Source organism: Bacillus sp. FSL R5-0422 (assembly GCF_038610765.1).
Classification (GTDB): domain Bacteria; phylum Bacillota; class Bacilli; order Bacillales; family Bacillaceae; genus Bacillus; species Bacillus pumilus_O.
On the sequence record NZ_CP152014.1, the window covers coordinates 1,339,750 to 1,360,033 of the forward strand.

20 protein-coding genes are annotated in these 20,284 nt (G+C 41.0%); 12 read left to right on the forward strand and 8 right to left on the reverse strand.

Annotated features, from left to right (window positions below; genetic code table 11):
• Positions 1-287 precede the first annotated feature (287 nt).
• From MKX52_RS06745 to lepB, 4 genes are all read left to right on the forward strand, one after another.
• Positions 288-1,043, forward strand: a complete 756-nt coding sequence (locus MKX52_RS06745) for a DeoR/GlpR family DNA-binding transcription regulator (protein ID WP_012009804.1) — start codon at positions 288-290, stop codon at positions 1,041-1,043.
• Positions 1,040-1,951, forward strand: a complete 912-nt coding sequence (gene pfkB / locus MKX52_RS06750) for a 1-phosphofructokinase (protein ID WP_088003908.1) — start codon at positions 1,040-1,042, stop codon at positions 1,949-1,951. Before MKX52_RS06745 ends, pfkB begins: the two co-directional genes overlap by 4 nt.
• A 13-nt stretch (positions 1,952-1,964) precedes the next feature.
• The gene (locus MKX52_RS06755) at positions 1,965-3,860 is read left to right on the forward strand and encodes a PTS fructose transporter subunit IIABC (RefSeq protein ID WP_144500202.1); all 1,896 of its coding nucleotides are present in this window, start codon (positions 1,965-1,967) and stop codon (positions 3,858-3,860) included.
• A 211-nt stretch (positions 3,861-4,071) separates the two neighbouring features.
• A complete protein-coding gene (gene lepB, locus MKX52_RS06760; RefSeq protein WP_342491874.1) occupies positions 4,072-4,644 on the forward strand; it encodes a signal peptidase I in 573 nt (190 codons plus the stop codon).
• A gap of 65 nt (positions 4,645-4,709) precedes the next feature.
• Here lepB and MKX52_RS06765 read toward each other — a convergent pair whose 3' ends face one another.
• The gene (locus MKX52_RS06765) at positions 4,710-4,985 is read right to left on the reverse strand and encodes a hypothetical protein (RefSeq protein WP_088003904.1); all 276 of its coding nucleotides are present in this window, start codon (positions 4,983-4,985) and stop codon (positions 4,710-4,712) included.
• Between the two features lie 143 nt (positions 4,986-5,128).
• Between MKX52_RS06765 and MKX52_RS06770 the strand changes: the two genes are divergently transcribed.
• A complete protein-coding gene (locus MKX52_RS06770; RefSeq protein ID WP_050945126.1) occupies positions 5,129-6,748 on the forward strand; it encodes an ATP-binding cassette domain-containing protein in 1,620 nt (539 codons plus the stop codon).
• A 236-nt stretch (positions 6,749-6,984) separates the two neighbouring features.
• On the opposite strand, the gene MKX52_RS06775 is transcribed toward MKX52_RS06770, so the two are convergent.
• From MKX52_RS06775 to mreBH, 3 genes are all read right to left on the reverse strand, one after another.
• Positions 6,985-8,217 (reverse strand): aminopeptidase, encoded by a 1,233-nt coding sequence (locus MKX52_RS06775; protein WP_012009811.1) that lies wholly within the window; start codon positions 8,215-8,217, stop codon positions 6,985-6,987.
• A 106-nt stretch (positions 8,218-8,323) separates the two neighbouring features.
• Positions 8,324-8,455: a protein YkpC gene (locus MKX52_RS06780; protein WP_003210922.1), complete on the reverse strand. Its 132-nt coding sequence runs from the start codon at positions 8,453-8,455 to the stop codon at positions 8,324-8,326.
• A 74-nt stretch (positions 8,456-8,529) separates the two neighbouring features.
• The gene (gene mreBH, locus MKX52_RS06785; protein ID WP_144523207.1) at positions 8,530-9,537 is read right to left on the reverse strand and encodes a rod-share determining protein MreBH; all 1,008 of its coding nucleotides are present in this window, start codon (positions 9,535-9,537) and stop codon (positions 8,530-8,532) included.
• 275 nt (positions 9,538-9,812) lie between these two features.
• Between mreBH and MKX52_RS06790 the strand changes: the two genes are divergently transcribed.
• From MKX52_RS06790 to ade, 5 genes are all read left to right on the forward strand, one after another.
• A complete protein-coding gene (locus tag MKX52_RS06790) occupies positions 9,813-10,091 on the forward strand; it encodes an AbrB/MazE/SpoVT family DNA-binding domain-containing protein (protein ID WP_012009813.1) in 279 nt (92 codons plus the stop codon).
• 142 nt (positions 10,092-10,233) lie between these two features.
• Entirely contained in the window at positions 10,234-11,544 is a 1,311-nt protein-coding gene (locus MKX52_RS06795; RefSeq protein ID WP_119124793.1) for an ATP-binding protein, read from the forward strand.
• Between the two features lie 4 nt (positions 11,545-11,548).
• Positions 11,549-12,385, forward strand: a complete 837-nt coding sequence (locus MKX52_RS06800; protein WP_342491709.1) for a gamma-glutamylcyclotransferase — start codon at positions 11,549-11,551, stop codon at positions 12,383-12,385.
• A gap of 37 nt (positions 12,386-12,422) precedes the next feature.
• Positions 12,423-13,091 (forward strand): TrkA family potassium uptake protein, encoded by a 669-nt coding sequence (locus MKX52_RS06805; protein WP_012009816.1) that lies wholly within the window; start codon positions 12,423-12,425, stop codon positions 13,089-13,091.
• Positions 13,092-13,353: 262 nt separating this feature from the next.
• Positions 13,354-15,084 (forward strand): adenine deaminase, encoded by a 1,731-nt coding sequence (gene ade / locus MKX52_RS06810; protein ID WP_144455921.1) that lies wholly within the window; start codon positions 13,354-13,356, stop codon positions 15,082-15,084.
• A 98-nt stretch (positions 15,085-15,182) separates the two neighbouring features.
• Here the strand turns inward: ade and rnjA are convergent, their stop codons facing one another.
• Together rnjA and MKX52_RS06820 are read right to left on the reverse strand one after the other, a co-directional pair.
• The gene (gene rnjA / locus MKX52_RS06815; RefSeq protein WP_012009818.1) at positions 15,183-16,850 is read right to left on the reverse strand and encodes a ribonuclease J1; all 1,668 of its coding nucleotides are present in this window, start codon (positions 16,848-16,850) and stop codon (positions 15,183-15,185) included.
• Positions 16,851-16,855: 5 nt separating this feature from the next.
• Positions 16,856-17,065: a DNA-directed RNA polymerase subunit epsilon gene (locus MKX52_RS06820; protein WP_003211882.1), complete on the reverse strand. Its 210-nt coding sequence runs from the start codon at positions 17,063-17,065 to the stop codon at positions 16,856-16,858.
• 395 nt (positions 17,066-17,460) lie between these two features.
• Between MKX52_RS06820 and MKX52_RS06825 the strand changes: the two genes are divergently transcribed.
• Positions 17,461-18,240 (forward strand): Cof-type HAD-IIB family hydrolase, encoded by a 780-nt coding sequence (locus MKX52_RS06825; RefSeq protein ID WP_342491710.1) that lies wholly within the window; start codon positions 17,461-17,463, stop codon positions 18,238-18,240.
• A 239-nt stretch (positions 18,241-18,479) separates the two neighbouring features.
• Here MKX52_RS06825 and def read toward each other — a convergent pair whose 3' ends face one another.
• Both def and MKX52_RS06835 read right to left on the reverse strand, forming a co-directional pair.
• Entirely contained in the window at positions 18,480-19,037 is a 558-nt protein-coding gene (gene def / locus MKX52_RS06830; protein WP_088003895.1) for a peptide deformylase, read from the reverse strand.
• A gap of 112 nt (positions 19,038-19,149) precedes the next feature.
• On the reverse strand, positions 19,150-19,338 hold the full coding sequence (locus MKX52_RS06835) for a YjcZ family sporulation protein (protein WP_041816227.1): 189 nt from the start codon (positions 19,336-19,338) through the stop codon (positions 19,150-19,152).
• A gap of 234 nt (positions 19,339-19,572) precedes the next feature.
• Between MKX52_RS06835 and MKX52_RS06840 the strand changes: the two genes are divergently transcribed.
• On the forward strand, positions 19,573-20,241 hold the full coding sequence (locus MKX52_RS06840) for a YkyA family protein (RefSeq protein WP_217014830.1): 669 nt from the start codon (positions 19,573-19,575) through the stop codon (positions 20,239-20,241).
• Positions 20,242-20,284: the final 43 nt, after the last annotated feature.

The window sequence follows — 20,284 nt, forward strand, 5'->3', positions numbered from 1 at the left end:
ATTCCGCTGTAATCAAGTATCAAAAGCTTTTATGCACATCGCATAAAAGCTTTTTTTAGTTCTATTGAATGAAATGAAAAATGATAGAAATGCTAAGATCATGACTTTCATCTTAATGTCACATATTTTTCAGTTTACAAATGGTACATATAAAGGTAAGATGACCATGGTGAAAGATTTTGATAGTTATTGAATGTATTTGATTGTTTTGTATTGATAATGTTGAAAAAAGCGATTACAATAAAGGTGCGCGCAAAATGAATACGTTTTCAAAAGGGGGTGTTTTCATGTTAACACCGGAAAGACATCAACTCATTATCGACTGTTTAGAAGAAAATGATGTCATCAAAATACAGGACTTAACGATTATGACGGATGCGTCTGAATCTACTATTAGAAGAGATTTATCAGCCCTTGAAGAAAAAGGATTTCTAAAAAGAGTCCACGGGGGAGCAGCCAAGATATCAAGTATCCGACTTGAACCAGATGTATTTGAGAAATCTGCCAAAAACCTTCAAGAAAAGTCATTGATTGCGGAGGCAGCTGCTGCACTTTTAAAACAAGGCGATTGTATTTATTTAGATGCTGGTACGACCACACAGCAAATGATTGAATATATGGATCCAGATCAAGATATTGTTGTGGTGACAAACGGTGTTATGCACATTGAAGCACTCATGAGAAAAGGCATTTCTTTTTACTTGATAGGCGGATCAGTGAAACATCGAACAGGAGCCATGGTCGGAGCCGCAGCTTTGACGGCGATGGAACATTATCGTTTTGACAAAAGCTTTGTTGGGACGAACGGCATTCATCCCGAGGCGGGGTTTACAACACCTGATCCAGAGGAAGCGCTCATGAAAAAAAGGGCCATGAAGCAGGCGAAAAAAACCTATATCTTAACAGATGCCTCGAAGTTTGGCGAAATATCGTTTTCAACCTTTGCTAGTTTACAGGAAGCCACCATTATCACAAACGACGCAAAAGAGGATTCATTCGATAATTACCATGAAAAAACGGTTATAAAGGTAGTGAAAACATGATTTATACAGTTACTTTAAACCCATCAGTTGATTACATCGTACACGTGGAGGATTTTGCAGTCGGCGGTTTGAATCGTTCAACCTATGACAAAAAATATCCAGGCGGAAAAGGGATCAATGTCTCAAGGCTTTTAAAACGTCACGGTGTTGAATCAAAGGCGCTTGGATTCATAGGTGGATTTACAGGCAAATATATTCAAGACTTTTTACAAAACGAACAATTACAAACAGCCTTTCACGAGGTGTCAGAAGATACACGAATTAATGTGAAACTAAAAACCGGTGAAGAAACCGAAATCAACGGACTAGGTCCATCAATTACTGAAGCGCAATTTGATTCGTTTCTGTCTCAATTTACTTCATTGATTGAAGGTGATGTCGTTGTGTTAGCTGGTAGCATTCCTTCTTCATTGCCGCATAACACGTATGAACGTATTGCTGAGGTATGCGAAAAGCAAGGCGTTAGAGTGGTCCTTGATATTTCTGGAGAAGCCCTAAAGAAAGCAGCAGGCTTGAAACCGTTCTTAATGAAGCCAAACCATCATGAACTAGGTGAAATGTTTGAGACAAGCATCTCTACTGCGGAAGAAGCCATTCCTTATGGGAAGAAGCTGTTAGAACAAGGTGCTGAACATGTCATCGTATCCATGGCTGGGGATGGGGCTCTCTTATTCAGTAAGGAAGGGATTTATCAGTCCAATGTTCCAAAGGGTACGCTTGTTAATTCGGTTGGTGCAGGGGATTCAGTCGTTGCAGGATTTTTAGCCGGCGTTTCGAAAGGTCTTTCGATTGAAGAATCATTTAAGCTTGGCGTCACATCAGGCAGTGCTACAGCATTTTCTGAGGAGCTTGGGACCAAAGAGCTTGTCGACACACTATTACCACAAGTAAAAGTCACACGTATTTAAAGGAGGAGTCATCATGAAAATAACAGAACTACTCACAAAACAGACCATTAAGCTTCAATTAGACAGCCAGCAGAAAGAAGCAGTCATTGAAGAACTAGTCACTGTTTTAGATACAGCAGGCAAGCTAAATGATAAAGAGGGCTACAAAGAAGCAGTGCTCAACCGTGAAAAACAGAGTTCTACAGGTATTGGTGAAGGAATTGCTATCCCTCACGCTAAAACAGCAAGTGTCAAAGAGCCTGCCATTGCATTTGGCCGCTCGACAGCTGGTGTAGATTATGAATCACTGGATGCGCAGCCGAGTCATCTTGTCTTTATGATTGCAGCAACTGAAGGCGCGAACAACACGCACTTAGAAGCGCTTTCTCGTTTATCAACACTTTTGATGCGTGAAGAAATCAGAAAGCAGCTACTTGAAGCGGCTACTGAAGATGAAATCATTGATATCATCAATACGCATGATAAGGACGATGAAGAAGAAGAAGAGGAAGTTCAAGAGGAGCCTGTTGTAGCAGGTAAACCAGCTAAGATTTTAGCAGTAACAGCTTGTCCAACAGGTATTGCACATACATTTATGGCAGCAGATGCTTTGAAAGAAAAAGCGAAAGAAATGGGCATTGACATTAAAGTCGAAACAAATGGCTCTGGCGGTATTAAACACGCCCTTACTGCAAAGGAAATCGAAGAAGCTCCAGCCATTATTGTGGCAGCGGACAAGCAAGTTGAAATGGAACGCTTTAAAGGCAAACATGTCATTGAAGTACCTGTGACAGCAGGAATCCGTCGTCCGCAGGAGTTGATTGAAAAAGCAGTTAATCAAGATGCGCCGATCTATAAAGGCTCTGGCGGCAGTTCTTCAAAAGACGAACATGAGTCATCTGGCAAAGGGAGAAGTGGTTTTTACAAGCACTTAATGAGCGGTGTAAGCAACATGCTTCCATTTGTTGTCGGAGGCGGTATTCTTGTTGCAATTTCATTCTTCTGGGGCATTAAGTCGGCTGACCCTAATGACCCATCATTTAATTCATTTGCAGCTGTATTAGAGGGAATTGGAGGTAAAAATGCACTTGCCTTAATCGTGGCTGTATTAGCCGGATTTATTGCGATGAGTATTGCAGATCGTCCAGGTTTTGCGCCGGGTATGGTCGGTGGATTTATGGCGTCAGCAGCAGGTGCTGGGTTCTTAGGCGGACTCATCGCCGGTTTCCTTGCTGGTTATGTCGTTGTGTTACTTAAAAAAGTATTCACATTCGTACCGCAGTCACTCGACGGAATTAAACCGGTTCTGCTGTATCCACTGTTTGGTATTTTCTTCACAGGTATCATCATGCATTACATTGTGAACACACCAGTAAAAATGGTGATGGACGGATTAACTCATTGGCTTGAAACTTTAGGTACTGGTAACCTTGTCTTAATGGGCATTATCTTAGCAGGTATGATGGCAATTGATATGGGTGGCCCAATTAATAAAGCGGCTTACACCTTTGGTCTTGCGATGATTGCTGCTGGAAACTATGCACCGCACGCTGCTATTATGGCAGGCGGAATGGTACCACCACTAGGTATTGCACTAGCTACAACAATTTTTAGAAATAAATTCTCAAAACGTGACCGAGAAGCAGGGATTACATGCTACTTCATGGGAGCTGCCTTTATTACTGAAGGGGCGATTCCGTTTGCAGCGGCTGACCCTCTACGAGTGATTCCTTCAGCTGTCATTGGAGCAGCTGTGGCTGGCGGATTAACAGAATTCTTTAGAGTCACGCTTCCTGCACCGCACGGCGGACTATTCGTTTTCTGGGTAACAAATCATCCAGTTCTTTATATTATCAGCATCTTAATCGGTGCCGTTGTAACAGCGATTTTACTCGGTATTTTGAAAAAACCAGTGAAACTAGAAGCGTAATTCAGAAGAGAAGCATCGTGAAGAGCGGTGCTTCTTTTTGTTTAATAATGAACAAATTAGGAAAAAATATCTAATTGAATGGTTGTCTTGTGAATTTTTAAATGACATGTGATAAAGTAAAGTTATTCAATTCGTGTTTCAAGTCTTTTAGCAGAAAGTCTTAGGAGGAAGCAGTATTTTGAACGAAGAAAACAAACAAAACGAAAATGATATTCAATCTGATGTAAAACAAGCCAAAACAGAGAAGAAAAGTTCACTGTTTGAATGGATCAAAGCCATTTTAATTGCACTTGCGCTCGTCTTGCTCATCCGTACGTTTATATTTGAGCCGTATGTGGTGGAAGGAGAGTCGATGGAACCGACCCTTCATGATGGGGAAAAACTGTTCGTCAACAAAACCATTAACTATCTAGGTGGTGTCAAACGAGGTGACATCGTGATTATTAATGGAAAAGATGGCCAGAAAATTCATTATGTAAAACGGTTAATCGGTCTCCCAGGAGACACGATTGAAATGAAGGATGATACACTTTACATTAATGGTAAAAAAGTTGATGAGCCTTATTTAAAAGAGAACAAGGCACATGCGAAAGAGTATGAAGTGCATTTGACAGGGGATTTTGGTCCAGTGAAAGTACCGAAAAACAATTACTTTGTGATGGGGGACAATAGACTCAATTCCATGGACAGCAGAAATGGACTTGGACTCATTGAAAAGGATCGGGTTGTCGGGACATCAGAATTTGTTTTCTTCCCATTTGGCGACATTCGGCAAACAAAATAAAAGCACTCTTCTCAGGTGTGTGAGAAAAGTGCTTAAATGGACGACCCTTAAAAGTAGGGTCGTTTTTAATTTGGCGTGAGCACCGTAACAATGAGCACAATCGCCAACACAGAAGCAAAGACAGACCCAGTAATGGCTAAAACAGATCGGAACAATCCGACCTTATGATTTTCTTTCCCTCGCTTTTGTAAAAAGCGTTTCGAAAAGATGTGTACCAGTGTGTAAATAAGCACAAGCCCAATATAAAGGCCAAAATCCCTCGCATTAAAGCCTGTTGCAGATAAATAAATACCCATAAAGAAAATCAATAAACAGTATTCCATCAGTGTAAGTAATCTCAAATCGCACGAACTCCTTCAATCAATCATTCCTACTTATTATACCATATTGGACAATTTGCCTTCGTTCTTTGTGAGAGACGTTTCTAACAAACGTTATTCATGTTATACTTCATAATGATGAATGAGTGATGGAGGATTAATAAATGATTGCAGTAAATAATGTTAGTTTGCGATTTGCTGATCGTAAACTATTTGAAGAAGTAAATATTAAATTCACTCCTGGCAACTGCTACGGTTTAATTGGTGCCAATGGAGCTGGTAAATCAACGTTTCTAAAGATTCTTTCAGGTGAAATCGAGGCTCAGACAGGCGATGTTCATATGAGCCCTGGTGAGCGTTTAGCGATTTTAAAACAGAACCACTTTGAATACGAAGAATTTGAAGTATTAAAAGTGGTCATGATGGGTCACAAACGTCTATATGATGTGATGCAGGAGAAAGATGCGATTTATATGAAACCTGATTTCTCAGATGAAGACGGAATTCGTGCAGCAGAGCTTGAAGGTGAGTTCGCTGAGTTAAACGGCTGGGAAGCAGAAAGTGAAGCAGCAATCTTATTAAAAGGTCTTGGCATACCAGAGAGCCTTCAATCGAAGAAAATGTCTGAGCTTGGCGGTTCTGAAAAGGTCAAAGTATTACTAGCTCAAGCTTTATTTGGCAAGCCTGACGTTCTTCTTCTGGATGAGCCAACGAACCACTTGGACTTACAAGCCATCCAGTGGCTGGAAGAGTTCCTCATTAATTTTGAAAATACCGTGATCGTCGTTTCGCATGACCGTCACTTCTTAAACAAAGTATGTACACATATTGCGGACCTAGACTTCGGAAAAATTCAAGTATATGTCGGTAACTATGATTTCTGGTATGAGTCCAGCCAGCTAGCGCTGAAACTTAGTCAAGATGCAAATAAGAAAAAAGAAGAGCAAATTAAGCAACTTCAAGAGTTCGTTGCTCGGTTCAGTGCGAACGCTTCTAAATCGAAGCAAGCGACCTCAAGAAAGAAATTGCTTGATAAAATCTCTTTAGACGATATTAAGCCATCTTCACGTAAATATCCGTATGTTCATTTTGCGCCAGAGCGCGAAATCGGAAATGATGTCCTTCAAGTAGAAGGTCTATCGAAAACAATTGACGGTGTAAAAGTACTTGATAACGTCAGTTTTATCATGAATCGCGAGGATAAAATTGCGTTCCTAAGCCGTAATGAGCTGGCAGTGTCTACTTTATTTAAAATTCTTGCTGGTGAGATGGAACCAGACAGCGGGACATATAAATGGGGCGTCACAACATCTCAAGCCTTTTTCCCGAAAGACAATAGTGAATACTTTGAAGGAAACGATGTTGATCTAGTGGATTGGCTTCGCCAGTATTCTCCTAATGATCAAAGCGAGAGCTTCTTACGCGGATTCTTAGGACGTATGCTCTTCTCTGGAGAAGAAGTAAAGAAAAAAGCAAGCGTCTTATCAGGAGGAGAAAAGGTTCGTTGTATGTTATCGAAAATGATGCTGTCAGGAGCGAATGTACTGCTTCTAGATGAGCCGACGAACCACTTAGACCTAGAATCCATTACGGCGCTGAATAACGGTTTAATGAGCTTTAAAGGAGCGATGCTCTTCTCATCTCATGACCACCAGTTTGTTGAAACAGTGGCAAACCGTATTATCGAAGTGACGCCAAATGGCATCGTCGATAAACAAACAACATATGATGAATTCTTATCAGATCAAGAGATTCAAAAGAGACTCGTTGAGCTTTATGCGTAAATAAGAAAAGACATCCACAAATGGATGTCTCAGCGTGTAGACAAACCCTCGCATTCGTTGTCAGATCTGCGCTTCGGTGCTCACGAATGTCAAATTCGCTCCGCTCCGATGCTCGTCCTTCCTAGACTTCAAAGGTTTTCTATCACGCTGAAAAGAAGACAAAGGGCTAAAATAAAGATCATTTTAGCCCTTTGTCAACAACCTGAGACATCCACAAATGGATGTTTTTTTTTCGGTTAAATCGCCCAGTTCCCATTACGGAAGATCGGTTCGCGTTTCCCGTCTTTTGTAATACCGTCAATATTCATTTCCTTTGAACCAATCATGAAATCGACGTGTGTAATACTGTTGTTTACACCAGCTGCATCCAATTCTTCACGTTTCATCTCTTTTCCGCCTTCGATATTGAACGCATATCCGCTGCCGATGGCAAGGTGATTCGATGCGTTTTCATCATAAAGGGTATTGTAATAGAGAATATTTGAATTTGAGATTGGTGAATCATCTGGTACAAGAGCAACTTCACCTAGATAATGAGAGCCTTCATCTGTTTCAACGAGTGAAGTTAAAATGTCTTCGCCTTCCTTCGCTTTCACATCGACAATTCGGCCATTTTCAAATGTTAAAGTAAACTCATCAATGATATTTCCTGCATAGCTGAGCGGTTTTGTGCTTGAGACAGTCCCATTTACACCATCTTTTTTAGGTACGGTAAACACTTCTTCTGTTGGCATGTTGGCCATGAAAGAGACGCCGCGCTCACTCACGCTGCCGGCACCTACCCAAATGTGCTGTTCAGGGAGCTCAATCGTTAAATCAGTTCCAGGAGCATCATAATGAAGCTTGTGGTAGTGGCGCTCATTTAGGATTTTAACCTTTTCATTTAGCGATTCATCGTGCTTTTTCCAAGCCTCCACAGGATCTGCTTGATCAGCGCGAGCAACTTTAAAGATTTGATCCCATAATAAAGCAATAGCTTCTTCGTCTGTCTGGTCAGGGAAAATCTTTTTCGCCCAATCTTTTGATGCAGCGCCGACGACCGTCCAAGCCACTTTGTCTGATTGAACGTATTGGCGATATGTATGAAGGGCGGATCCAGCGGCTTTTTGCTGTGCAGCGATTTTTTTCGAATCAATGCCTCGCAGAAGGTCAGGGCTTTCTGACAAGATCGTGATAAAAGCGCCGCCGCGTTTTGCAATGGTTTCCATCATCTGTGCTTCCCATTCAGGGAATTGCTCAAACACATCCTGCGGTGCATGTTCATATTTTAAACGAGCAAGAACACCGTCACTCCAGCGGATATGTACGTTTTTCGCCCCGCGCTCATACGCATGTTTCGCGACAAGACGAACAAGGTCTGCAGATTCAGTTGATGCGGATACGACGACTTCTTGTTCTTTTTGAACATTCACACCGACTTCAACGATGGTCTTCGCATATTGATCTAGTTGTTTTTCAAATGAACTCATAAAAACCCTCCTTTAGTCATGTTCATCATATCAGATTTAAGACCGAAAAGGAAAATGGGGAGCACGCAAAAAGCCAAAATAAAAAAGCCGCTTTCGTGCGGCTTTTTTAGCGGTTCAGTTGTTTCACAGGCTGTGCATTAGAAGGGGGCATATGTGAAAACGACAGGCTCATTCCTCCTAAGATAATACCCGTTAAAATGACTGTGACAACGACCCGTTTACCTAAATCAAGCAACATGTTCTTCCTCCTTCACGTTTATCCATTCCTCACGATATGATCGAAATGATAAAAAAAGAAGTAGAACAAGAAGATTATTTTAAAGTTTTTTGCAATTTATGAATGACTTCTAGTGAACGACCTGTTCCGATTGCAACAGATTCAAGTGGATTTGCAGCAATATGAACTGGAACGACAATCTCCTGTGAGAGCCATTCTTGAATTCCGTTTAACAAAGCGCCACCGCCAGTTAAGATCACGCCGCGGTCTACGATGTCACCACTAAGCTCCGGGGGGCTGTCCTCTAATGTGGCACGAATCGCCTCTAAAATATGAAGGAGTGACTCTCGCATAGCACCTTGAATTTCATGAGATACAAGTGTGATCGTTTTTGGAAGACCTGTTACTAGATCACGTCCACGTACTTCTAATGACTCTGGCTCATGCTCAATAAGACCATAACCAATTTCCATCTTAACCTGTTCAGCTGTCCGCTCGCCGATTAATAGGTTATATTTCTTTCGCACAAACGTAATGATATCTTCATCAAGCTGATCTCCGCCAATTCGAATGGAATGACAAGAGACCACGCCGCCAAACGAAATGATGGCAACTTCTGTTGTTCCTCCGCCAATATCGACTACGACGTTTGCAACAGGCTCATCTACTGGCAGATCAGCGCCGATTGCCGCTGCAACAGGTTCTTCGATTAAATGTACGTGCTTTGCTCCACAGTTTTTCACAGCATCACTGATGGCGCGGCGCTCAACAGCTGTTGAACCAGAAGGTGTACAGACGACGACCGTTGGTTTTCTGAAAGTAAACCCGATATTTTTTCCTGCTTTTTTCATGATTTGTTTGAGTAAATCTGTTGTCATATCATAATCAGCGATGACACCGTCTTTCATTGGACGGATCGCCACAATTTTCCCAGGAGTTTTCCCAATCATTTCTTTTGCTTCTGTTCCGACGGCAAGTACAGTTTTTGTTTCTGTATCGACTGCCACGACGGACGGTTCATTTAAAATAATTCCCTTATTTTTACTATAAACCAATATGTTAGCTGTTCCTAAATCAATTCCAATTTCGGCATTTTGAAACATGTTTTCACCCAATCTCTATTTTTGCTATTTAAACAATTTTACATTTAAAAGTTCATGGGGTTGAGGTCATTTGTGGGGGTTTGTGATAACCTTGAAATGAACTTGTAAAATTCAAGTATCATTTTGACAATCACAATAAATTTTCCCTTTGTTTTTTCTTTTGTGAAAAAAATTTTTATAGAAGAGAAACCTTTTGAGAATCTCTTACGTCTACGATATATCAATTGGTGAAAAACAGATTGATCTTGAGCTAATGAAAGAAAGAGGGAACGAATTTGAAATCTATCGGAGTCGTAAGAAAAGTAGACGAACTAGGGCGTATTGTGATGCCAATCGAACTGAGAAGAGCACTTGATATTGCTATTAAAGACAGTATGGAATTTTTTATAGATGGGGATAAAATTGTCTTGAAAAAATACCAGCCAGAAGGTGTTTGCCTCATGACTGGTGAGATTACATCAGAGAACCATGATTATGGTAATGGTCAAATTACATTAAGCGCTGAAGGCGCAGAACTACTGTTAAAAGAACTTCAAGAAGCTCTTCAGCAGTAATGAAAAAAGCCTGATCTCTTCCTTTGTGCTGAGAACAGGCTTTTTTTCTGAAAAAGTTCCTTAAAAATGCCCCATCTCCCTCAAAAAATAAGTGGAAAATGGTACAATTGACAAAGAATCTCAGGGCGGCAGGTGGAATCATTTGAACAAAACATATCAAGTGCGGATCGTGTTATCTGTTCTTGCATTTATTTTAATTTTAAGCTGGGATTTCTTTTATTATCTAGGTGGCTATCAAATTAATTGGCCGCTCGATTTAGCCTTTACAGTCCTTGTTCTAACAGGGATCTGGGTTATATCAGGCTATGTAGACCGCTTAAATCTACTTGTGTCAGACTTAAATACAAGAGAAAAAGAAGCACACGAACTGACAGAGCGGCTGAATCGAATCACAGATAACTTGCAAGAAATCGTCTTTGAAACAAATGAAAAAGGTGAAATTATTTTCTTAAATCAAGCATGGACACAAATGACGGGCTATGACATCGATGAATGTCTAGGTACCATGTACAATCAGTACTTTGATCAAGAGGAACGCGTGGTCCAGCATTTATTATCTGTGATCAAGGAGCATAAGGATGCGGGACGGGTAGAACTGCAGCTTCTCCATAAAGAGGGAAAGAAGGTATGGGGAGACGTTCATTACAAGCTTTATTTTGACGAGCATCACCAGTTTACCGGAGGAATTGGAACGGTAGCTGATATTACGAAACAAAAGCAGGCGAAGCTTGAGCTTGAAAGATCCAATCAGCAATTGCAAATGCAGGCGCAAAAGCTGGCAGTCGCTGGACAAATAGCCGCTGGAATCGCCCATGAAGTCAGAAATCCACTGACATCCGTAAATGGTTTTTTGCAGCTGATGAAGACACAATATCCTGAAAGAACCGATTATTTTGACATTATCTTTTCAGAAATTAAACGGATTGATTTTGTTTTAAGTGAGCTGCTTGTATTGGCTAAGCCTCAATCGGTCCATTTTCAAGAAGTCCAGCTTCATGAGCTTCTAGAACAAGTGATTACTTTATTAAAAACAAATGCCGTTCTGTCAAATATTGACCTCAAGCAGCCATTTAAAAGGCAGGATGCCGGTGCCATCCTCGCAGACGCTAATCAAATGAAGCAGCTGTTCATTAATTTAATCAAAAATGCGATTGAGGCAATGCCTGAAGGTGGTAGCATATACATATCTACAGAAAAAGTATTGAATGAATGGAAGATTACCATTCAAGATGAAGGAAAAGGGATGTCTGAAGAAGATATTCAAAAAATATATGATCCTTTCTTTTCCACGAAAAAAGAAGGAACAGGGCTTGGTCTGACCATCTGTGCGACAATTTTAAAAGATCATCACGGAAGAATGGACGTGTCAAGTGAGCTTGGAAAAGGCACAGCTTTTCATATTTATTTGCCAGTGTGTCAAAAAAGCAGACAGCAGCAAGTTGAGAGGACGTGAAGTCATGACGGTAAAGGTTTTATTTGTATATGGAACGCTATTGCAGCATGAAAAGCACCACGAAACGTACATGAAGGAAAGCAGGCTATTAGCTAAATCTGCTTGGATGAGTGGAAGGATTTATGATACAGGTCAAGGATATCCAGCATGTATTCCTGCAGAAAAAGGCACTGTATACGGGGAATTGTACGAGGTAACCGCTGACGCGTTGAATAAGATAGACGTACTAGAGGAAGGGTATGACAAGCAGGAAATCAATGTCATGACGGATCGAGGTCAGTTTGCAGCCTTGACATACACGTTGCCAGAGCAAAAGGCATCAGTGCTGAAAGAAATAAAGAGAGGGTGCTGGAAAGCTTATCAACTGTGGCAGCAGAAGCCATCATCCTTCTATTATTTTGCCTATGGCTCCTGTATGGATGATGCTAGATTTAAGCTCGCAGAAGTCGATCATCATTTCAAACAAATCATCGGCGGTGGAGTACTAAAGGGTTTTACAACGAGATTTACCTTGGTGAGGCCAGATGGATCAAGAGCTGATATGGTAGAAGATGGCGGGGAAACAGAGGGTGTTTTATATGAAGTTCCTTTTGATGCCATTCGTTATTTGTATAAAAGAGAAGGCGTATATGAAGGTACATATCGTCCAGCATTTGTCGATGTCAAAATAGGTGATCAAATGTATGAGGACTGTTTAACCTTTCTTGTGCTTCAAAAAAGCGAAGAAATCGCCCCGCCAACTCATTATCGCAGTGAAATCGAAAAAGGAGCAGACCTTTATTTAAGTGAAGCGTTCCGTAAAAAAATCCGTTCACATATGGATTCATTAATCAAACCGTAGTAAAATGCATGGTAAGTGAGATAAAAGGAGTCTGAACATGAAAAAGGAATATGCGGTCATTGGTCTTGGACGCTTTGGTGGAAGTATTTGCAAGGCGCTGAGCGAAGAAGGACTTGAAGTCATGGCAATGGATATGAATGAAGATCGAGTAAACGAGTACGCGAAAATTGCCTCACATGCGGTTATTGGTGATTCGACGGACGAAAACGTTTTAAAAAATCTTGGTATTCGCAATTTTGATCATGTCATCGTTGCGATTGGCGAAAACATTCAGGCAAGTATTTTAACAACGATTATGCTGAAAGAGCTTGGCGTGAAAATGGTCACTGTGAAAGCGCAAAATGATTACCATGAAAAGGTGCTTAACAAAATTGGAGCGGATCGCGTCGTTCATCCAGAGCGAGATATGGGGAGACGGATTGCACATAAGATCATTTCAAATAACGTGCTTGATTACCTCGAACTGTCAGATGAGTACAGCCTGATTGAGATCGTTGCAAACAACAGGCTTGCGGGACATTCTCTTCTAGATCTTGATATTAGGGCAAGATACGGTATCAATATTGTTGCGATCAAGCGCGGAAAGGAAGTCATTGTTTCCCCGCTGGCAGATGAAATGATCCAAAAAGAAGATATCCTCATTGTCATTGGGGCAGTAGCCGATATAGGACGCTTTGAAAAACGAGAAATGCAGAACGATTATTAAACACTCCGAAGACGGGGTGTTTTTTTACATGAAGGTGTTCATGACAGGTGGACATTGAGGCGAAAATAGAAACTGAAAAGGGTTGCTTTGATCATGTATAACCGCAAAAATAAGTCATCTTATTTTTCATGCAATTATCACTATTCAGAAATAAAAATCAGTGTTTTGATATGGTTGATTTTCTCTAAATGTCATTGACTGGACAAACAGATTCGTTTACGATAAGAAACATTATATTGTTTACTTGGAGGAGGCAGTGTCGTTGGATAAGGAGCTTTTCAGACATCAAATTGAGGTAGCAGCAAAGAGAAAAAAAGCAGCCCTCGTAATAAAACATGCGAAAGTCATGGATGTGTTTAACCAGGAATGGATAGACGCAGATGTCGCTGTTGAAAATGGACAAATCGTCGGGATAGGAGAGTACGAGGGAGAACAGGAGCTTGATGCAGCAGGTCAAATGCTTGTGCCTGGTTTTATTGATGGCCACGTTCATATCGAGTCTTCTATGGTTACCCCTGCCGAATTCTCCAAAGCTGTCGTTCCTCACGGTGTGACAACTGTCGTAACAGATCCGCATGAAATCGCCAATGTGTCAGGTATAACAGGCATCCGTTTTATGCTGGAAGAAGCGAGAAAAGCTGCCTTACATATTTATTTCATGCTGCCTTCCTGTGTACCGGCAGTCAGTTTTGAACGATCAGGTGCTACATTAAAAGCGAAAGATTTAAAGCCTCTTTATCAAGAGAAGGAAGTGCTTGGTCTTGCAGAGGTGATGGACTATGTCGGTGTGGAGCAGGCAGAAGAAGATATGCTTCAAAAGCTGCTTGATGCGCAACACGAGAATAAACTGATTGATGGCCATCTAGCAGGCTTAACAGACCGATTAATCAACGTCTACCGGACAGCGAGTGTCCAAACAGACCATGAGGTGACAACTGCACAGGAAGCCCTTGAACGTGTAAAAAGAGGTATGTATGTGATGCTGAGAGAAGGATCTGTTGCCAAAAACGTGAAAAATGTTTTACCCGCTGTCAATGAAAAGAATGCGCGACGCTTTTTCTTTTGTACAGATGATAAACATTTGGATGATCTAATGGCACAGGGAAGTATTGATGAGCAAGTACGGATGTCCATAAAAGAAGGATTAGATCCATTTTTAGCTTATCAAATGGGAAGCTTAAATGCCGCAGAGTGTTTTGGTCTTAAAACAAAGGGAGCCATTGCACCAGGCTATGATGCTGATTTTATGCTCGTTTCAGACTTTCATCATGTAGATATTACAAGCGTATTTATCGCAGGTGAATTGGTTGCACAGAACGGAGAGTACAAGCCGAGTGTCGAAAAGATCGCACCGAGCCCAGCATTATTACAATCTGTTCATGCCGTAGATGTTCAAGAGGAAGACATTGCACTACCTATTACGGGTGATCAACATATGAATGTCATCCGTATTATTCCGAATCAGCTTGAAACAAAGTTAGAACAAGTCTCTCCTTCAGAAATGAACGGACAATTTACAAGTGATACAGGCAGAGATGTATTAAAAATGGTGCTTGTTGAACGTCATCAAGGTTTATCTGAAATGGGTGTAGGAATTGTCAGCGGCTTCGGCATCAAACAAGGTGCAATTGCAACAACGGTTGCACATGATTCACATAACTTAATTGCAGTCGGCACAAATGATGCTGATATTATCAAAGCAATTGAGGCGTTAAAAGAAGCAGGCGGCGGTTTGACTGTTGTTAAAGAAGGGCAGTCACTTCATACGCTGCCATTACCAATCTCTGGTTTGTTGTCAGATCAGCCGGCACATCTCGTCAATGAAAGCCTTCATTCACTTCATGAAGCGCTAAAAGAAACTGGTTTTTCCTTAGATTTTAATCCGTTTTTGACGCTTTCTTTCTTGGCACTTCCAGTCATTCCTGATGTGAAAATGACAACAAAAGGCTTATTTGATGTCAGAAACTTTCAGCACCTTCCTATTCAATCATAAAAAGTAAGAAACCGCATGTGTACGATGTATATATGCGGCTTTTTTTAATACTTGATGAAAAAAAAGACACAGCCAATCGGCTTGTGTCTCTTTTATGATTACACTTCCATAATAATCGGTAAGATCATTGGGCGGCGTCTTGTTTTTTCGTAAAGGAAAGGAGCAAGAGTGTCCGTAATTTCGTTCTTAATTTCCGACCACTGAGTTGTCTTACGTTCCATTACTTTTTCAAGATGCTTTGAAATGAGATCTTGTGCGTCGTTGATGAGGTCGCCAGATTCTCTCATGTAGACAAAGCCTCTTGAGATGAGATCAGGACCAGCAGAGATTTTGAATTCTTTCATATCCATGCTGACGACTACAATGACTAGACCTTCTTCTGAAAGAATGCGGCGGTCTCTTAAGACGATATTCCCGATATCACCAATTCCGCTTCCGTCGATATACACGTTCCCTGATGGAATTTTGCCAGCGACACTTGCTTCGTCGCCTTTAAGTGCAAGAACTTCACCATTATCCATGATAAAGCAGTTTTCCTCAGGAATTCCGCAATCATTCGCCAGTTTAATATGCGTTTTTTGCATGCGGTATTCACCGTGAATCGGCATAAAGAATTTTGGTTTAATTAAACGGAGCATCAGCTTTTGTTCTTCTTGTCCGCCGTGACCAGATGTATGAATATTATTAAGTGAGCCATGAATGACCTCAGCGCCAGCACGGTAAAGCTGGTTAATGGTGCGGCTTACGCTAATATTGTTACCAGGAATCGGTGAAGATGAGAAAACAACTGTGTCTCCAGGATTAATCGAAATCTGGCGATGAGTGCCGTTTGCAATACGAGAAAGAGCAGCCATCGGCTCACCTTGGCTTCCAGTACATAGGATCGTCACTTTGTTTGCTGGAAGGCGGTTGATTTCATTGTGTTCAATAAACGTGTTTTTCGGACATTTAATGTAGCCAAGATCTTGTCCAATATCAATAGCAGACTCCATACTACGTCCAAACACCGCAACTTTTCGGCCGTTAGCAACAGCGGACTCGATCACTTGCTGAAGTCTGTGAATGTTCGAAGCAAACGTCGCAAAGATGATACGTCCGTCAACTTTTCTAAAGATGTCATCAATGCTTTCTCCTACGCGTCTTTCAGACATCGTAAATTCTGGAATTTCACTGTTTGTACTATCGGATAAAAGACATAGAACGCCTTCTTTCCCGATTTCAGCCATTTTTGTTAAGTTGGCAGGCTCGCCAACAGGCGTAAAGTCAAACTTGAAATCACCTGTATGTACGATGTTACCAGGAGGTGTCTTCACGACAATTCCATAAGAATCTGGAATACTGTGAGTTGTTCTAAAGAAAGACACAGCTGTTTTTCTAAATTTAATGGTATCTTCTTCTTCAAAAATGTGAAGTTTTGTCTGTCTCAAGAGACCATGTTCTTCCAATTTATTACGAAGTAGGCCGATTGCGAGTTTGCCGCCGTAAACTGGAATATTCACTTGCTTGAGAAGGTAAGGGATACCGCCGATGTGGTCTTCATGTCCGTGAGTGATGAAAAGACCTTTGATTTTATCTTCGTTTTTAACTAAGTACGTATAGTCAGGGATGACGTAGTCAATTCCAAGAAGCTCATCTTCAGGGAACTTAATACCAGCATCAATTAAAATGATTTCATCTTGAAATTGAACGCCATACGTGTTTTTACCGATCTCGCCTAATCCGCCGAGCGCAAAAACTGCCGCCTGATCGTTTTTTACAAATTTCATTCCTCTCATAGCTCCAATACTTTAAAATTTTCACTTTCTCGTTCATAGTCTAAAAAAGCACCGTCTACAGGTTGAATGAATTCAATGTTGTAGCTATGTTTTTTCAACTTATCGCGTACGTCTCTTTCAGAAACTGCTTCAACGTATAGTGAATCTGTGTGTTCTCTTACAGGTACCTCAGTAGTACTTGCCTGAAAAAATACCTTATATATCATCCAAATCTCTCCTTAAATACCGTATGTTACACTCGCTATTTCTATTATATTAAAAAAACGCGCATAAGAAAAGTCTCTGAGAAAAAAGGACCCTCAGCAAATGTGCGGAAGATCCTTTTAAGCGATCGATTTTTTACGAAGCATGTCCTTCCATTGTCTTCTAATTTTCTTACGCAGACGACGAAGCATCACAGGTCGCCTCCTTTCGAATTGAAATTAGATTATACCTTGTATTCCGTTCTCTCTTTATACTTGTATTATATGACGTTTCCATTGAATGTTACATGGTTATATGTGGGAAATGGGCGTTTTCATCGGAAGTGGTTTCGAAAGCAGAAATCTTTCTGTATGATGAAAGGGAGTAGGTATACATAACAAGAGACAGGAGACGGGATATGAATAAAAAAATCATCTTCTTTGATATCGATGGTACTTTATATGATCATGATAAAAAGATACCTGAATCAACGAAACGAGCGGTTCATTTATTAAAAGAAAAAGGCCATCATCTCTTCATTGCATCTGGGCGTTCGCCTTTTTTAATTAAGCCTATTTTAGAGGAATTAGGGCTTGATTCCTTTATTGCTTATAACGGTCAGTATGTCATGTATGAGGGAGAAGTCATTTACGGCAATCCGCTTAAACTGGAGCTGATGGAGAAAATTTATGAAACGGCAGATCGTCAAGATCACCCGCTTGTTTTCATGGGGGAAAAAGCGCTGAAGGCTTCTGTGCCAAATCATCCGTTTATCCATGAGGGGATTGGGACTCTAAAAATAAAGCATCCTGAACATGATTTGTCTTACTTTAAAGAAAACGAGATTTTTCAAATACTGTTATTCTGTAAGGCAGAAGAGGAAGTCAAGTACGAGGCGTTCAGCGAAGAAATTGATCTTGTCAGGTGGCACGAGCTGTCAACAGATGTCGTGCCAAAGGGCGGTTCGAAAGCTGAAGGCATTAAACGAGTTATCGAAAGACTACCTTACGAACAAAAGGATACCGTTGCCTTTGGAGACGGTCTGAACGATCGAGAGATGATTTCATTTACTGGTACAGGTGTCGCTATGGGAAATGCTGTGAATGAATTAAAGGATTTGGCTGATTTTGTGACAAAGCCAGTAGATGAAGACGGTATATTCCACGCAGTGACTCATCTAGGTCTGATTGAAGAATAAAAAAGAAGACCCATAGGTTATTGGGTCTCAGCGTGTAGACAAACCCTCACATTCGTTGTCAGGTCTGCGCTTCGGTGCTCACGAATGTCAAATTCGCTCTGCTCCGGTGCTGGTCCTTCCTAGGGCTGCAAAGGTTTTCATGTCACGCTGAAAAAAAGACAAAGGGCTAAAATCAAGATCATTTTAGCCCTTTGTCAACAATTTGGAAGACCCATAGGTTATTGGGTCTTCTTTTTATTTTATGATCTGCCGATCGCAACAGAGTTGTCTGGCTCAGCGAATGGCTGATCCTTTTGAATATGATCATAAAACATAATGCCGTTTAAGTGGTCGATTTCATGCTGAAACACAATGGCTGGGAACCCTTTTAGGCGAATATCAATGTCCTCACCTTCAAGCGTTGTGGCCTTCACCCTGATTTTTTGGTATCGAGGGACAAATCCAGGAATGGCTTCATCAACAGATAAGCAGCCTTCACCTGTCGTTAAATAAGCTCTTTTGACAGAATGACTGACAATGCGTGGGTTGAAAAGGGCATAGCTGTATTCCTCTCCATCTTCATCCTCACAGTGAACAGCGATCATTCGTTTACTAATGTTAATTTGCGGAGCAGCGAGTCCAACACCGGGTCTGAGTCCATACTTTTCAGCCATTTCAGCATCTTGACTATTTTTGACGAATTCAATCATATCAGCTAATTGCTGTTTTTCCTCTTCTGTTGGCGGGAGCTCGACCGCTTCAGCTGTTTGTCTTAAGACGGGATGTCCATCCCGTACGATATCTTCCATGGTAATCACAAATCTTCACTCCTATTTCCTTTGTATGTAAAGTATATAAAATGATACACAACATATGCAATGAAATAAAGAAGACCGGTCCTGTGAGACCGGTCAGAGGCTTAAACAGCCATTAGCAGCAGCCGCCACCGCCGCCTAAGAATGCTGCGCCAACGATGATTAATAGGATGAAAAGGACAACGATTAAAGCGAAAGTGCGTCCTCCACCGTATCCGTACCCACCGCCATAACTTGGGTAACAACAGCCACCGCCATATCCACCACCGTATCCATATCCGTAACCGCCGTATCCACCATACATACTTCCATGACTATAATTAGACATACTTTTGACCTCCTTTGGAAATACACTCGGCCTCTCATAAGTGAAGGCGAAGCGTGTAATATAAACTATGTATGAATGCACTATTTGTATAGTCATGCGCCTATCACTTGAAAAAAATCTTCTTCGGCTCCTCAAAATGACCTCTTTCCTTGTCACAAACGCCTATAAAAATTATAGTGGTATGTGGAGAAATAAAGGGGGAACCTTGTGATGAAACAAATAAGAAGAAGCATGAAAGCAGGTGCTGCTTTAGCGGGGATATGTACCCTATTGCTGACGGGATGCGGAGGTCAAAACCCGTTTCATGACATGCGAGAGGCAATGACGAAAATGAGCGAAAAAGAGGCATCCTTTGAAAAAGAGCAAGGTACACTGCAAAGCTATGAGAAAAAAGAGCAACAGCTCTATAAAAAAATGATTCAAACCACAAAAGATCACACAAAAACAGTGTCAAGCCTTTCTGATCAGGCGCTAGCATCTGCAGCGAAAAGAGAAGAACATTTGAAAACAGAAAAAGACAGCATGGATGAATCGAAAAAAGAATTGAAAACGGTCAAAGAATCTGCGGAACGTATACAAGATACGGATTTAAAAGAAAAAGCAGATGAAACGGTCAAATCGCTTGAGAAAAGATATGCATCGTATGACCAGCTTTACAAGGAATATCAAAAAGCGCTGAAACAAGATCAGCATTTATATCAATCTTTAAAGAAGAAGGACTTAGGATATAAAGAGCTAAAATCCAAACTGAAGACGGTGAACCGTTCTTATAGCAAAGTCAGAAAAGAAGGTAAAAAGTTTAATCAATATACAAAGCAATTGAATGAGCATAAACAGGCTTTGTCTAAAGCGGCAGATCAAGAGTCGAAAAAGAGCTGAAAAAACAGCTCTTTTTTTATTTTTCGACAAAAACAAACATTTT